General features: G+C 39.5%; 12 protein-coding genes. 10 read left to right on the forward strand and 2 right to left on the reverse strand.

Going from position 1 to position 15761, the window contains the following annotated elements; all coding sequences use genetic code 11:
* Positions 1-1107, reverse strand: a complete 1107-nt coding sequence (gene glgD, locus RYX56_RS17770) for a glucose-1-phosphate adenylyltransferase subunit GlgD (protein ID WP_317123385.1) — start codon at positions 1105-1107, stop codon at positions 1-3.
* 16 nt (positions 1108-1123) lie between these two features.
* Complete coding sequence (locus tag RYX56_RS17775; RefSeq protein ID WP_317123386.1) at positions 1124-2278, reverse strand: glucose-1-phosphate adenylyltransferase; 1155 nt, start codon at positions 2276-2278, stop codon at positions 1124-1126.
* Positions 2279-2519: 241 nt separating this feature from the next.
* Between RYX56_RS17775 and RYX56_RS17780 the strand changes: the two genes are divergently transcribed.
* The 10 genes from RYX56_RS17780 (at position 2520) to RYX56_RS17825 (ending at position 15692) form a co-directional block, all read left to right on the forward strand.
* On the forward strand, positions 2520-3218 hold the full coding sequence (locus RYX56_RS17780; RefSeq protein ID WP_317123387.1) for a DUF2225 domain-containing protein: 699 nt from the start codon (positions 2520-2522) through the stop codon (positions 3216-3218).
* 53 nt (positions 3219-3271) lie between these two features.
* Entirely contained in the window at positions 3272-3754 is a 483-nt protein-coding gene (locus tag RYX56_RS17785) for a chemotaxis protein CheX (RefSeq protein ID WP_047973911.1), read from the forward strand.
* Positions 3755-3850: 96 nt separating this feature from the next.
* Positions 3851-5398 (forward strand): GNAT family N-acetyltransferase, encoded by a 1548-nt coding sequence (locus RYX56_RS17790; RefSeq protein WP_439108511.1) that lies wholly within the window; start codon positions 3851-3853, stop codon positions 5396-5398.
* A 105-nt stretch (positions 5399-5503) separates the two neighbouring features.
* Positions 5504-6028, forward strand: a complete 525-nt coding sequence (locus tag RYX56_RS17795; protein WP_317123389.1) for a FixH family protein — start codon at positions 5504-5506, stop codon at positions 6026-6028.
* Between the two features lie 142 nt (positions 6029-6170).
* Positions 6171-7838, forward strand: coding sequence for a glycerol-3-phosphate dehydrogenase/oxidase (locus RYX56_RS17800; RefSeq protein ID WP_317123390.1), 1668 nt, complete (start codon positions 6171-6173; stop codon positions 7836-7838).
* Between the two features lie 163 nt (positions 7839-8001).
* Positions 8002-9738 carry a phospho-sugar mutase gene (locus tag RYX56_RS17805; protein WP_317123391.1) on the forward strand — a complete coding sequence of 579 codons (1737 nt, stop codon included), beginning with the start codon at positions 8002-8004 and terminating at the stop codon, positions 9736-9738.
* A gap of 138 nt (positions 9739-9876) precedes the next feature.
* Complete coding sequence (locus tag RYX56_RS17810) at positions 9877-11286, forward strand: SpoVR family protein (RefSeq protein ID WP_317123392.1); 1410 nt, start codon at positions 9877-9879, stop codon at positions 11284-11286.
* A 142-nt stretch (positions 11287-11428) separates the two neighbouring features.
* Entirely contained in the window at positions 11429-11941 is a 513-nt protein-coding gene (locus RYX56_RS17815; protein ID WP_317123393.1) for a YusW family protein, read from the forward strand.
* 175 nt (positions 11942-12116) lie between these two features.
* Positions 12117-13868: an ABC transporter ATP-binding protein gene (locus tag RYX56_RS17820; RefSeq protein ID WP_317123394.1), complete on the forward strand. Its 1752-nt coding sequence runs from the start codon at positions 12117-12119 to the stop codon at positions 13866-13868.
* Between the two features lie 15 nt (positions 13869-13883).
* Positions 13884-15692: an ABC transporter ATP-binding protein gene (locus RYX56_RS17825; RefSeq protein WP_317123395.1), complete on the forward strand. Its 1809-nt coding sequence runs from the start codon at positions 13884-13886 to the stop codon at positions 15690-15692.
* The last annotated feature ends 69 nt before the right edge of the window (positions 15693-15761 follow it).

Below are 15761 nucleotides of genomic sequence, written 5' to 3' on the forward strand. Positions count from 1 at the left end.
TTAGATCACCTTTCGCTTTGCTACAACGTAAGGTTGCGTATTAGCACCTATTAAGGTCTTATTTGAGGTGAGGGTAATATCTTTATCTAAGATGACATTTCTAAGCACCGTTCCTTTTTCAACGATGCACCGTTGCATAATAACGGAGTTCTCAATAATGGCACCACTTTCTACTTTTACCCCGCGAAAGAGAATGCTATTGGTGACTTCTCCTTCAATTACACAGCCATTAGCGAGTATGGAATTCCTTACCTTTGAGCCCTTTTTATAAACCGTTGGCGGCTCGTTTTTTATTTTGGTCAATAATGGTTTTTTTGATAAAAATAATTGAGCAAAATGCTGATCAGAAAGTAGTTTCATACTTTCTTGATAATAAGAAGGTAATGAATCAATAACAGCTAAGTAGCCATTATAGGAATAGCTTGTGATATGCAGTCGATCTGCATTCGTCATAATCCCATCTTCAAATAAAAATGATTTACCTCTTGATATACAAGAGTCCACTAGATCAAGAAGAAGATCCTTCTTAATGATGTACGTATTCATATAATGATTTGGGTTATCTGAGTCATTAGAAAGAGCTGTTGCATGTCCTTTTTCATCTATAACCAACTTTTTAGAAAAACGATTGTCACTCAAGATACTTGGGTTATGCTGATAAACAACCGTCACATCAGCTTTTGTATGAAGGTGATGGTTAAATACCTCCTCAAAATCAATCCTGCTTACATGCTGACTGCCTGTTATTAATACATGATCAGCATGGCCACGAGCAAAGAAATCGCGATTATTATGAAAATGCTGGAGTTCTCCTTTAGAAATATCAGTTGGATCATTCCAATCTGGAGGTAAAATAAATAGGCCTCCTTTTACATGGTCGAGATCCCATGCCTTTCCATTCCCCAAGTGATCCATTAGTGATCGATACTTTCTTCTTGTAAAGACGGCGATCTCTGACATATTCGCATTCACCATATTGGATAAAACAAAGTCGATAAGACGATAACGCCCACCAAATGGTACAGCGGCTCCGCAGCGAAAATACGTAAGCTCACCAAGTAAATCTTGTTCAGCATCTAAGTTAATTACTCCCATTAATCTGTTCAATGAATAAACAGCCTCCTTACGTCAACATCGTTAACGCTTCAAATTTTGTTTCGTTATCAATGACGATAATCTCTTCTTTTTGTGAAGTGATAACTGTGTCATCTGGTATAGTCGTTCCTTCTGTGACTATGACATTTTTTAATTGAACACGTTGACCGACTTTGACATTAGGCATCAATATTGTGCCACTAACCACACTATGCTTGCCAACTTCCACTCCGTGAAACAGAATCGCTTTATGAAGTCTTCCATATACAAGACACCCTTCATTAATGAAGGACTGACTAACTTTAGCTGAATTAGCTACATATTGAGGTGGCTGGTTAGGGTTCGCAGAATAAATTCTCCAGTTATCTTCATTAAGACGAAGAGGAGAGTCTGGATCTAGCAAGTCCATACTAGCTTCCCAATAACTTTGAACGGTTCCAACGTCTCTCCAATAGCTAGAAAAAGGATAGGCTACAAGCTTGCAATGATCATCAAGCATGGCAGGTATAACGTTTTTACCGAAGTCATGTTCAGAATCTATGTCGCTCGCATCGGCCATAAGAAATTGTTTTAAATAGGACCAAGTAAAGAGATAAACGCCCATTGAAGCTAGATTATTTTTAGGAGTAAGGGGCTTTTCTTCAAATTCTGTAATCGTATAGTAAGCATCTGTATTCATAATGCCAAAGCGACTTGCTTCATTCCAAGGAACTTCAATGACGGAGATTGTCACATCTGCTTGTTTTTCCTTGTGATAGGTGAGCATTTTATCGTAATCCATCTTGTAAATATGATCCCCTGATAAAATAAGAACGTACTCCGGATCGTATTGTTCAATAAAGCACATGTTTTGATAAATGGCATCTGCTGTCCCTAAATACCAGGAGCCACCTGCTTTCTCCACAAATGGTGGTAGGGCCGTGAGGCCTCCTTTTCTATGATCAAGACCCCAAGGCGTACCAATCCCAAGATGGGTGTTAAGGGCTAGAGGCTCGTACTGAGTAAGCACACCAACCGTATCAATTCCTGAATTTGTGCAATTGCTAAGAGGGAAATCAATAATCCGGTACTTGCCCCCAAAGTAGACAGCGGGCTTTGCCATTTTTTTAGTCAGTAAACCAAGGCGTTTTCCTTCTCCACCAGCTAGTAGCATAGCAACACATTCTTTTTTATTCGTTGTCATCTTTACAACCCCACTTTCCATCATCTTACATATAGCAAAATCTCTCCAACCTTTCTTCCTATCTACTCTATGACTGTGCAAACGCTTACCATTCCTAGTAATGCAATAAAAATAAATAAAATATAATTAGGCAAAAAGTTATAAATATAATTTATTTTATGTCGATATAAGAAAAAGAGTAGCGAATCATGGATCTTTTATACTAAAATGAATATAAAACTATAGAACTAAGGTGAGGCTTGTGAATGGTGAGATAAAGCCGCTTTATGACAAAGAATGTACATGCATGGCCTGTAACCAAATGTTTGTAACTAAAAGACTACGTACTCGCTTTGTGAAAGTAAAAAAATTACATAGTGATTTTTTTACAGAATATAAAGATCCTAGTCTGAATCCAAGTTATTACGAGGTTTCTGTCTGCCCTCACTGCGGGTTTGCTTCTACAGAAATGTTTTCTTCTACTTTCTCTGTAGGAACAAAAGAAGCGATAAAAGATCAGTTCTCTCTTTGGCAGAGGCAAGAATTTGGTGGAGAAAGAACGTCAAGCGATGCGATCCGAACGATGAAACTCGGATTAATCTCAGCTTCCTTAAAAAAAGAGAAATCTATTGTGATAGCAGGGCTTTGTTTACGATTGGCTTGGTTATATAGAGGAACAAGTAACCACAAGGAAGAGGAACGTTATTTAGCGCAAGCAATGAAATATTATAAAGATTCTTATCAACATGCTGATTATATTGGGAGTCAGATGACGGATATGCGCGTTCTCTACTTGATTGCAGAGTTATCAAGAAAGCTAGGAAATCAAGCGGAAGCGATACGTTATTTTAGTGAAGTGATTCATCATAAGAATCGCGCGCTAGAAGCCAATCTTGTAGAAATGGCTAGAGAGCAATGGTACATCATGCGTCAGGACATCAAAGAAGTAGATAATCATTAATAATGAAAGAAAGTTACCGTAGGGTTTTAGCTAATTAGAGGAGGTCTGACGTTTTGAATGTACAATATGTAAATGCAATTTGCCGGGCAACAAAATCGATTTTAACGGGACATCTAGGTGTCGAAGTAGATATATTACGACCAACTGCTGGTAGTGGGTCGGTTCCATCAAATGATATTTCAGTCATCTTAGGAGTGAAAGGGGAATTAAAAGGTCAGATTATCTGCACCTTTTCAACAGAAACAGCCATTAATATAGTGAGTGCAATGATGGGTGGTATGGAAGTACAACAATTAGATAATATGGGTTGGAGTGCTGTACAAGAGTTTGGAAATTGGGTTGCAGGGACGACGGCAACTGAACTTTCTAAAGAAGAGTGTATCATTGATGTAACACCTCCAGTAATCAATGAGGGTGAATCAAAATTCCACTCAAGCTATCCATATATTACAGTGCCACTAGGAAGTTCGATAGGTGATATTCGAGTTCATATTTCCGTATCAGAAGATGATTCATTGAGAAGATCTGCTATTTAGAGCAGGTCTTCTTTTTTGTTTTAGCTCTCTAAGTGAAAAGAGTGTTCAAATCGACAAAAAACGGGTAAACTCATGGATGTTATGGTAAAGGAGATGATGAAAGTGTCAGAAATCGATGTTTCCAAATTTGAGAAAAGAATGATTATCCGTACCATCGAAGAAAAAGACTTCGATGCGATTATAAATATGCAAAAATTATGCTTTCCAAACATGGAGCCATGGAAGAGAGAGCATCTTCAAAGTCATATTGATATTTTCCCAGAAGGTCAATTTTGTGTAGAGTATGATGGTGAAATCATTGGTTCTTGTTCGAGTTTAATTATTAACTTTGATGAGTATGATGATCAGCATACATGGGATGAGATCACAGATGAGGGGTATATTACAAACCATGATTCTGAAGGCTATAATTTATACGGGATTGAGGTAATGGTTCACCCAAAATATCGCCGTATGAAAATTGGTCGTAGGCTTTATGAGGCAAGAAAAGACTTAGCGCGGGAACTTAACTTAAAAAGTATTATTATCGGTGGTAGAATTCCAAACTACCATACACATGCAAAAGAACTAACACCCCGACAATATGTGGAAGAAGTAACGATGCATAATCTTTATGATCCAGTTTTAACGTTCCAAGTAATGAATGGTTTTTCATTAAAGCGAATCAACCAAAACTATTTAGAAGATGACAAAGCATCTATGCGTTATGCGACATTAATGGAATGGAATAATATTGATTACCGTCCGAAATCACCGAAGCGTCAATTTAAAACGTCCTTCCCAGTAAGGATTACAACGATTCAATATGAAATGAAAAAAATCTCATCCTTTGAGGATTTTGCGATTCAGTGTGAATACTATACGGATGTTGCAGCGAGTTACCAATCAGATTTTGCTGTTTTCCCAGAGATTTTCACCTTACAACTGCTTTCTTTTCTACCAGAAAAGAGTCCAAGTCGTGCCATTCGTCGTCTAACGGAATTCACAGAAGACTATATTGAATTGTTCACGACTCTAGCCGTTAAGTACAACGTTAATATCATCGGAGGGTCGCATTTTGTAGAGGAAGAAGGCAAGATCTATAACATTGCTTATTTATTCCGGCGTGACGGAACGATTGAAAAACAATACAAACTGCATATCACTCCTAATGAGCGTAAATTCTGGGGAATTCATGGTGGCGATCGTGTCAATGTTTTTGATACCGATTGCGGAAAAATCGCGATCCAAATTTGTTATGACATTGAATTTCCTGAGCTTGGTCGTATTGCAGTTGATAAAGGTGCTAACATTATCTTTACTCCATTCTGTACAGATGATCGTCAAGGATACTTACGCGTACGTTACTGCTCTCAAGCGCGTGCCATTGAAAATCAAGTATATACCGTCTTATCTGGTACAGTAGGTAACTTATCAGAAGTAGAAAATATGGATATTCAATACGCGCAATCAGGCATCTTCAGTCCATCTGATTTTACCTTTGCCCGTGATGGGATTGTAGGTGAGTGTAATCCAAATATCTCTACAGTTGTCGTTGGAGATGTAGACCTTGAAATCTTGCGTCGTCATCGTCGTGCCGGAAGTGTGAATCAACTTCGCGATCGTAGACATGACGTCTATAAGATTGTTTATAAACAAGATTAATTATTTTGGCCACGTGAAGCTTCACGTGGCTATTTCACTGTCTCTTAATGGGTTTAGTTGCCTCCTTTATTGGTTAAGATGAAGACATAAATGGGAGGTAATGATATGAAGCTTGGGAAGTTGCTGCAACCTGAACTATTAACGCCGATTATCTTTTTTTTATTTATGGTAGGATCGATATTCTTTTTGTTTCAAATAGGAGAAACAAAGGAACAGGTAGTGACCAATTGGTCGATGGATGTAGTGGGATTGAGTGAGCTGTATCGCACGGGTGAGGCTGTTGATCTTCATCTATTTTTAGAAGATGAACAAGGCCGTCCGATAGAAGATGCCAATGTTACATTGGTGTTAGATAGACCGGAAACTGTACATCATTTGGAGAAAGTGATGCATCGTGTAGAAGGCGGCTTATACGAAACGGAAGCCATTTTCTCTCTTCCTGGTACGTGGATTGGCATGGTTGAAGCGAGTAGAGGTGGACACGTGTACCGAAACCAATTTTTCTTAACAGTAGATGGAGCAATTATCGCCGACACAAGTCGTGACCCGAGTGATCATTTCACTTTAGATCAACCATTGCCAGAATTTTTACAAAAGGAAATGGAAGCGATGTCAACACCTAGTCCTTAATACTTTTCAAATAATACCAATAGCGTTATAATATTTATACATTAAAAAGAGTTCGGAAACACGGAGACTACAACATTCAGCAGGGCGAAGGAGACTCTGTAAATGATTGTGGTCTTTTTTAAAGGGTAGAGGGGTGAAGAGAGTGACACATACGTTCTCAAGTGAAATGCGTTCGTCATATGTAAGTGCGTTGAAAACAAAAGATCTAGATTTGCTGGTTATTGGTGGTGGAATTACAGGAGCTGGTATTGCCCTCGATGCTTCTTCACGTGGACTTTCTACAGGTTTATTAGAAATGCAAGATTTCGCAGCTGGGACATCTAGCCGTTCAACGAAACTTGTACATGGTGGTTTGAGGTACTTAAAGCAACTTGAAGTGAAACTCGTAGCTGAAGTAGGAAAAGAAAGAGCGGTTGTCTATGAAAATGCCCCTCATGTTACATCGCCAGAGTGGATGTTGTTGCCGATCTTTAAGGATGGTACATTTGGCAAGATATCGACGTCGCTTGGTCTGAATGTCTACGATCGGCTTGCTGATGTACGTAAAGGCGAAAGGCGACATATGTTAAGTAAAAAAGAAACTCTAAAGCGCGAACCCTTATTAAAAAAAGAGAAATTAAAAGGGGGAGGGGTGTATGTAGAGTATCGTACGGATGATGCAAGATTGACGATTGAAGTGATGAAGGAAGCTGTCCGTCGTGGCGCGATTGCTATTAACTATATGAAGGTTGAATCCTTCTTATATGAAGATGGACGAGCAATCGGCGTAGTAATAGTTGATCAACTTTCAGGAGAAGCACATAAAGTGTTTGCTAAGAAAATAGTTAATGCAGCAGGGCCATGGGTCGACACCTTACGGGAACAAGATCGCTCAAAGATCGGAAAGCATCTTAGACTCTCAAAAGGGGTTCATCTTGTAATAGATCATTCTCGTTTTCCTCTCAGTCAAGCTGTATATTTTGATACTGAAAAAGATGGACGAATGGTCTTTGCCATTCCTCGTGATGGGAAAACCTACATTGGTACGACGGATACTTATTTTGAAGGGGAAATTGCGAATCCTCGAATGACCATCGCTGATCGAGACTACATATTAGCAGCAGCTAACTTTATGTTTCCTTCCTTGCACCTTACACACAATGATGTGGAATCAAGCTGGACAGGGTTAAGACCGCTCATTTTTGAAGAGGGTAAAGGTGCTTCTGAAGTTTCTAGAAAAGATGAAGTTTTTACATCTGAATCTGGATTGATTTCCATTGCAGGTGGAAAATTAACCGGCTATCGAAAAATGGCTGAGCGTATTGTCGATTCTGTATGCAGAGAAATAGGCATACCTGTTACCTGTCAAACTGAATCGATCACATTGTCAGGTGGACATGTTGGAGGCATCGACCAATTCGGATCATTTATAAAAGAGCATACAAGAGAAGGGGTGAGTCTGGGCTTAAGCGAGGCACAAGCGTATTCCTTATCAAAGCTGTATGGCTCAAACGTGACCAAAGTCTTCGCGAAGCTTAGACAAACAAAAAAACATGCCGAAGCGTTTCATCTTCCAAAAGAATTACTTGCTCAATTAAGATATGGGATTGAAGAAGAGATGGTTGTCACACCGATTGATTTCTTTAATAGAAGAACGGGGGCGCTTTTCTTTAATATTGACTGGGTGATTCAAAATAAAGAAGCTGTCCTTCGCTATATGAAAGCAGTGTTTGAGTGGAGTGAAGAAGTGACTGAGAAGTATGAGAAGGAACTTAATGATGAAATCTACTATGCGAGGACACCGGTAGTGTGTGAAGAGCATTCTATGTAGGGAGCGCGAATTTGTGCTCTTTTCTTTTTGGGTATTGTTTAGGTAGAGGGTGCTGGGGTAGGGATAAAGTAGGGGATGGAAAATTCCTAAAAGGGTTCGGCTCTATAGTGTGGAATAGTATATACTATTAGTCGGAGATGCGATTATAAAGGGGGAACACGAGATGAATTGGAGAGCTCGGTATGAAAAATGGAACAACTTTTTTGCTCTAGAAACAGAATTAAAAGATGCCCTAACGACGATTGAAGAGGATGAGCAGGCGCTTGAGGATTGTTTTTACAAGGATTTAGAATTTGGAACTGGTGGTATGCGTGGTGAGATTGGACCAGGACCAAACCGTATGAATACATATACTATTCGTCGAGCTGCGGAAGGGTTAGCTCGCTATATTAGTGCACATGGTCAAGAGGCAAAAGAAAGAGGCGTGGCCATTGCATTTGATTCACGACATAAATCACCAGAGTTTGCTAAGGCTGCGGCGTTAACACTAGGAAAGCATGGCATTCAAACATACTTATTTCATGATCTGCGTCCAACACCAGAACTATCTTATGCTGTACGTAAATTGAATGCATTTGGTGGTATTGTAGTTACAGCAAGCCATAACCCGCCAGAATATAACGGGTTTAAAGTGTATGGTCCAGACGGTGGTCAATTGCCTCCGGGGCCTGCAGATGAGTTGGTGAATTACGTCAATAGCATTGAAGACGAACTTACGATTGAAGTGGCAGATGAAATGGAATTAAAAGGTCAACGCTTACTTCAAGTGATTTCTGATGAAATTGATGATGCGTATAACGAAGAATTAAAATCGATTCTTGTTCAACCTAACTTATTAAAGGAATCAGGAAAAGATGTAAAAATTGTCTTTACACCATTACATGGGACAGCGAACATTTCTGTTCGTCGTGTATTGAGTGAAGTAGGATTTCCTCATGTGACAGTTGTTGCAGAACAGGAATTACCTGATCCTCAATTTTCTACCGTCACCTCTCCTAACCCAGAAGAGCATGCAGCCTTTGCGTTAGCCATTGAATATGGTGAAAAAGAAGGAGCAGATTTGTTACTAGCAACAGATCCTGATGCCGATCGCGTTGGCCTTGCTGTTAAAAATAACGACGGTGAGTACATTGTTCTGACCGGAAATCAAACAGGAGCACTCTTACTTGATTACATTTTAAGTCAAAAAGAAAAGCAGGGTACATTGCCTGCTAATGGTATAGTCATGAAGACGATTGTTACGTCAGAGTTAGGGCGTACAATTGCTGAACACTATGGAATAACGGCATTGGATACATTGACTGGATTTAAATTCATTGGTGAGAAGATTGGTCAATTTGAACAGTCTGGTGAACATACTTTCCTATTTGGTTATGAGGAAAGCTATGGATATTTGATTGGTGACTTTGTCCGTGATAAAGATGCGGTGCAAGCATGTCTCGCAGCAGCAGAGTTGGCTGCTTACTACAAATCTCGTAACATGTCTATTTACGAAGGATTACTTGAAATGTATGAGAAATATGGTTATTACCAAGAATCTCTACAGTCATTGACCCTTAAAGGGAAGGCAGGAGTAGAAAAAATCAATTCGATTATTGCTTCCTTTAGAGAAGAGCCGCCAATTGAGCTAAACGGAAATCGAGTTGTCTATATTGAAGACTATCAGTCCCGCGAGTCTAAAGATGTTTCAATTGCCCAAGCCAGTGCAATCGAATTGCCAAAATCAAATGTGTTGAAATACAAACTTGAGGACGGTTCTTGGTTCTGCATTCGCCCTTCCGGAACAGAGCCGAAAGTAAAGTTTTACTTTGGCGTTCAAAGAGCTACACATGAAGAGAGCAAACAAAGCTTACAAGCATTAGAACAAGCGGTTATGAACCGCGTTCATGCAAATAGTTAACATGTTTCCAATCGTGGAGCACTCAAGACTAGTATAAAGTCTTGAGTGCTTTTCTTTTTACAGGTTCAATAGTTCTCATGAATTGTCTTACTCTCTCATAAAATGAAGGAAGCAAGTTTCAAGGAGGGGGATTTAGATATGGATAACTGGAAGGAGCTCGAGCGTGCAATTGCTGAAATAACAGAAATTGCAGAAGGCTTCGGACTTGATTTTTATGAGATGCGTTATGAAATTTGTCCTGCTGAAATCATTTATACATTTGGTGCATACGGAATGCCGACACGTTATTCACATTGGAGTTTTGGAAAGCAATTTCACAAAATGAAGCTGCAGTATGACCTTGGACTAAGTAAAATTTATGAGCTTGTTATTAATTCAGATCCTTGCTATGCCTTCTTATTAGATAGCAATTCCTTAATTCAAAATAAACTAATAGTCGCTCACGTCTTAGCTCATTGTGATTTCTTTAAAAACAACGTCCGGTTCTCAAATACCCGTAGAGACATGGTTGAAAGTATGAGTGCTACTGCTGATCGCATTGCTCATTATGAACATGTATACGGAAAGGAAGAAGTAGAAAATTTTCTCGATGCGGTGCTAGCGATCCAAGAACATATTGACCCAAGTCTCGTTCGTCCAAAGCTTGCCTGGAGTATAGATGATGATAAAAATACGAAGCCAGTGAAAGCTAGGGGCGAGTATGATGATCTATGGACACTTGATAAAAAAGGAAAAGTAGAAGAAATGAAGCCAGTTAATAAACGTCAGTTCCCACCAAGTCCCGAAAAAGATATTCTCTTATTCATTGAAGAATATAGTAGAGAACTTGAGCCGTGGCAGCGTGACATCTTAACGATGATGAGAGAGGAAATGCTTTATTTCTGGCCGCAGCTTGAAACAAAAATTATGAATGAAGGTTGGGCGTCTTTCTGGCATTCACGGATTCTTCGTGAGATGGATTTAACCAGTTCGGAAACGATTGAATTTGCCAAATTAAATGCAGGTGTCGTTCAACCTTCTAAGACATCGATTAATCCGTATTATTTAGGACTGAAAATATTTGAAGACATCGAAGAACGCTATAATAACCCAACAAAAGATATGCAAGAACGACAAAGGGTAAAGCCAGGTAGTGGGCGAGAGAAGATGTACGAGGTGCGAGAAATTGAATCTGATATCTCTTTTATCCGTAACTATTTAACGAAGGATCTTGTCATGCGAGAGGATATGTATTTGTTCCAGAAACAAGGAGCGGAGTATAAAGTAGTCGATAAAGCGTGGGAGCATGTGCGTGATCAACTCGCTTCTTCCCGTGTTAATGGAGGTTTCCCTTACTTAACGGTCACAGATGGAGACTATTTAAAAAATGGAGAGCTCTACATTACCCATTCGTATGAAGGAACAGAGCTTGATGTTAGTTATTTAGAAAAAGTCCTTCCATATATGCATCAGTTGTGGGGACGTTCTGTTCATATTGAATCGATCATTAATGAGAAACGAATCGTCTTTATCTATGATGGCAAAAAGGTGCATCGTAAGTATTTATAATCGATTATGCAGCTATCTCTTAAGGAGGTGGCTTTTTTCTTTTGGAGGAAAAGTATAATCATTCCAACTCTTGTTTACACTAAGGTTTGTACATTAGTCATGAGGGTATATGATTGAAAACAAAAAACGGAGGAGATTATACATGAACGACGCTATTAAATTGTTCTTATTAAGCTTAGGTATGGTATTGTTTTTAGCAGCTTGCGGAGGTAATGATGAGGTGTCTGAGCCGCCAGCAGATGCACCAGTAGAAGAGGATGACTCAATGTTTGATGATAATGAAGAAGCAGAAGCTCCTGCTGATGAATCAGACGAGATGGCAGGTGGCGGGGCATATTCATTCACACATTTTGAATTAGATGTTGAGTACCCAGATAATCAAGAGATTGATGTTGATTATGAAAACGAACAAGATGGTGTGGAGGCGAAGTATCGTAATGACTTAGAGGGAATCGACCTTGAAGGTGATGAAGCGATGCAAGAGCTAGAGGCTTACTTCTCTCAATTAGATTTTGATCAGTCAACGGGTGATGATGAAGTGATTGAACAAGTTATTTCAGCCTTTAATCTTGATCCATCTTATACAGAACTTGAGCTAGATATTGATTTTACAGATGGTACAGAAAAAGAGTATAAGCATCAAGGAGATCAATAATAGATGAAACGCATCACTTCGGTGGTGCGTTTGTTATTGGAAATCAATGACTGAAAATTTAAAATAGACTGTTGACTTAGGGCTTGTTTTCCAAGTATGATTAGATTTGCTCACTGGTTCATTCGGGTACCGAATGAATTTGAAAGAATTTGGATAGGAAAAGGTAGGTGGTTCAATGGAGACGTTCAAACGTTTAAAGCGCTTTTATTGGCCGTATAAGAGTTATTTTATTTGGTCTCTTGTTGCCCTTCTTGGAGTGACGGGAATGACGGTTATGTATCCGATCATCTTGCAATATACAATTGACCATGCTGTTTTAGCTGGAAATTATGATTTAATTCCATACTTAGTTGTTGGATTGGTCGTTGTGATGGCAATCAAAGGGGTTACCGTCTACATTCATCAATACTTAGGAGATTTATTTGGGATTACAGCGGTTCATCGCTTACGGAATTCACTCTATGAAAAGCTTCAATATTTACCTTTTCGTTACTATGATAATGCGAAAACTGGGGATCTCATGTCCCGATTAACAGGGGATGTAGAAACGTTTCGTTTTTTCCTTTCCTTTGGGTGTGCACAACTCGTTAACTTTGTTTTACTTGTTGGCTTTAGTATGGGGGTTATGTTCTATTATTCTGTTCCATTAACGCTTGTGACAATGGCGATGCTGCCGTTTTTGGCAATTGTGGTCTGGAAATTTGATAAACGTGTCCATCCTGGCTTTCGAGGGATTCGTAAATCTCTCGCAAAGCTTAATACGAAGGTACAAGAAAATGTTAGTGGTGTTCATACCGTTAAAGCCCTTTCTCAAGAAAATGAAGAGATTCACCGTTTTGATCACACAAATGATGATTATAAACAGAAACATTTAGATATCTCCAAGATCTGGGGAAATTATTTTCCTTTGATGGAGTTTATCGGAAATCTTTCGGCTGTGTTCTTATTAGCCTTTGGAGGGTATCTTGTCATTCAAGGTAGCTTACAGCCTGGTGAGCTTGTTGCTTTCTTTAGTTTGGTCTGGTACATCATTGGCCCGATTATGAACCTAGGCTTTATCATTAATATGTTCTCTCAATCGAAAGCATCCGGAGAGCGGTTGTTAGAAATTCTAGATGAAGAAGAGCGCCTTGATGGGGCTAATGAGAGCAGTACGATGAAGCGCTTAGTTGGAGAAGTATCGTTTAATCAGGTTTCCTTGCATTACGGGGAAAAAGAAGGTGCTGCATTAAAGGATTTAACGTTCCATGTAGCAGAAGGGAAAACCATTGGGTTAGTAGGAGCCACTGGGTCTGGAAAATCGAGTATAGCCCAATTGATTACGAGATTTTACGAAAAAAGTGCAGGCGAAATTCTTATTGATGAAGAACCAATTGAGAGTTACTCACTAGCTCAGCTGCGTCAAAATATCGGGGTTGTCATGCAAGAAACCTTTTTGTTCTCATCAACGATTCGCGACAATCTCGCCTATGGTCGACCAGAAGCTACGATGGAGGACATTATCGCTGCAGCTAAACGGGCAGATGCTCACGAATTCATTTCGGAACTTCCTGATGGTTATGATACGGTGCTAGGGGAACGTGGTCTCGGCTTGTCTGGTGGGCAAAAACAGCGTATTGCGATTGCACGAGCAATTATTATGAATCCGAGTATTCTCATTTTAGATGATGCTACAAGTGCAGTTGATATGCAAACGGAAGTGAAAATCCAGCGTGCATTTCGGGAGTTAATGAAAGGACGCACGACTTTCATCATTGCTCATCGCATTTCGTCTGTGAAGCATGCTGATGAAATTCTCGTTCTAGACCGTGGTGAGATCACTGAGCGAGGGACGCATCAACAATTATTACAACAAGAAAATGGTCTATATAAAAGAATTTATGATATCCAAAATCAAGACCAAGAATATGTGTTGCAGCAAGCATAAGGAGGTGTAGCCATTATGCAACATACAGAAAAGAAAGCTAGGTTTCATTATTCGACGGAACAAGTGATCGAAAAGCCCTTCAACTGGATGCAGATGCTTCGACTGTTAGGCTACATGAAGCCTTATGCTTGGACACTCTTACCAAAGACAATTATTGTCATGTTACTTGCCACAGCCGTTCGGTTAATTGTACCGATTTTTATTGGGGTATATGCATTAGATCGAGCGATTGACCAGAATAATTTATCCCTGATTTATACGTATGCGGGGATTGTTCTTGCGCTATACCTTGTAGCATATGTCGCCAATGTCTTTCGAATTAGATGGATGAATGAGCTGGGACAACATATTATTTATGACATTAGAAAAGCTCTTTTCAAACATATTCAAAGGCTTTCCCACCGTTTCTTCGACCAACGCTCTGGCGGGTCTATTCTCGTTCGAGTTATTAATGATGTCAACTCGATGCAAGATTTATTCACAAATGGTGTAGTGAACTTATTAATGGATATTATTATGCTTGTGGGGATTATTATCATCTTATTTACATTAAGCCCAGAGCTTGCAATCTTAGTATTAATTGTTCTTCCGATTATGTTTATGATCTCGACGCAACTTCGCCGAAAGATACGTCGGTCTTGGCAAACAGTGAGGGTCCGTCAATCAAAGCTGAACTCCCATTTAAATGAGAGTATTCAAGGGATTCGTGTTACTCAAGCGTATTCACAAGAAAAAGAGAATATGGACTTTTTTAATCGAGTCAATACCGATAACTTTGAGAGTTGGAAGACGGCCACGAAGATGAACGCGATGTTTCGTCCGTTTGTTGAGATGGCAAGTGCGATTGGCGCAGTCGTTCTTATTTGGTATGGTTCACATCTTTATCAAACCGGTGCTGTGACAATTGGCGTCTTCGTTTCGTTTGCTTTTTACCTTGGGATGTTCTGGGAGCCAATTTCTCGCTTAGGGCAAGTTTACAATCAATTATTAGTTGGGATGGCTTCCTCTGAGCGAATTTTTGAATTCCTTGATGAGAAACCGTCAGTTCCAGAAAAAGAGAATGCTAAGACGATTAAAGATGTAAGAGGAGAAATCGTGTTTAAAGGCGTTGAGTTTTCATATGATAACAAACGCAAAGCTCTGCATGAAGTCAACCTTACCTTTAAAGCAGGGCAGACGATTGCTCTTGTAGGACATACTGGATCTGGTAAATCGACGATTGTCAATTTGATGAGCCGCTTCTATGACCCTACTAAAGGGAGTGTTACCTTAGATGGAGTGGACTTACGAGATTTGAAATTAGATGATTTGCGGACAAATGTTAGTTATGTCTTACAAGATACCTTCATATTTGCTGGGACGATCATGGATAATATTAGGTTCGGTAAGCCAACGGCTACAGATGAGGAAGTCATTTCTGCAGCTAAAGCCATTGGGGCGCATTCCTTTATTGAAAGATTAGAAGAGGGCTATAAAACAGAAGTAGAGGAGAAAGGGAATGTGCTGTCGGTAGGTGAAAGACAACTGTTATCTTTCGCTAGAGCTCTTCTTGCTGATCCGAAAATTCTAATCTTAGATGAGGCAACAGCAAGTATTGATACAGAGACAGAGTTGACGATTCAAGCAGGACTTAAAAAGCTTTTGCATAATCGTACCGCGATCATGATTGCTCATCGTTTATCGACGATTCGTGATGCAGATCATATCATCGTTCTTGACCATGGTGAGGTAATGGAGGCAGGGGCTCATGATGAATTGATGAACAAGCAAGGTATTTATTTCAAACTGGTTCAATCACAATATGCGGCCATGACCGCTGAATAACTGATGAAGGAGACTTATAAATGGTTCGTCCATTTATAAGTCTTTTTTCTTGTGAAAGAAATCTTCTTT

It is taken from the genome of Alkalihalophilus lindianensis (assembly GCF_032843265.1).
Classification (GTDB): domain Bacteria; phylum Bacillota; class Bacilli; order Bacillales; family Bacillaceae_D; genus Alkalihalophilus; species Alkalihalophilus lindianensis.

Excerpts from the sequence above, each read along its gene's own strand:
- RYX56_RS17775 (WP_317123386.1), bottom strand. The coding sequence starts at position 2,278 with ATGACAACGAATAAAAAAGAATGTGTTGCTATGCTACTAGCTGGTGGA.
- RYX56_RS17790 (WP_439108511.1), top strand. The coding sequence starts at position 3,851 with ATGAAAGTGTCAGAAATCGATGTTTCCAAATTTGAGAAAAGAATGATT.
- RYX56_RS17795 (WP_317123389.1), top strand. The coding sequence starts at position 5,504 with ATGAAGCTTGGGAAGTTGCTGCAACCTGAACTATTAACGCCGATTATC.
- RYX56_RS17805 (WP_317123391.1), top strand. The coding sequence starts at position 8,002 with ATGAATTGGAGAGCTCGGTATGAAAAATGGAACAACTTTTTTGCTCTA.
- RYX56_RS17810 (WP_317123392.1), top strand. The coding sequence starts at position 9,877 with ATGGATAACTGGAAGGAGCTCGAGCGTGCAATTGCTGAAATAACAGAA.
- RYX56_RS17815 (WP_317123393.1), top strand. The coding sequence starts at position 11,429 with ATGAACGACGCTATTAAATTGTTCTTATTAAGCTTAGGTATGGTATTG.
- RYX56_RS17820 (WP_317123394.1), top strand. The coding sequence starts at position 12,117 with ATGGAGACGTTCAAACGTTTAAAGCGCTTTTATTGGCCGTATAAGAGT.
- RYX56_RS17825 (WP_317123395.1), top strand. The coding sequence starts at position 13,884 with ATGCAACATACAGAAAAGAAAGCTAGGTTTCATTATTCGACGGAACAA.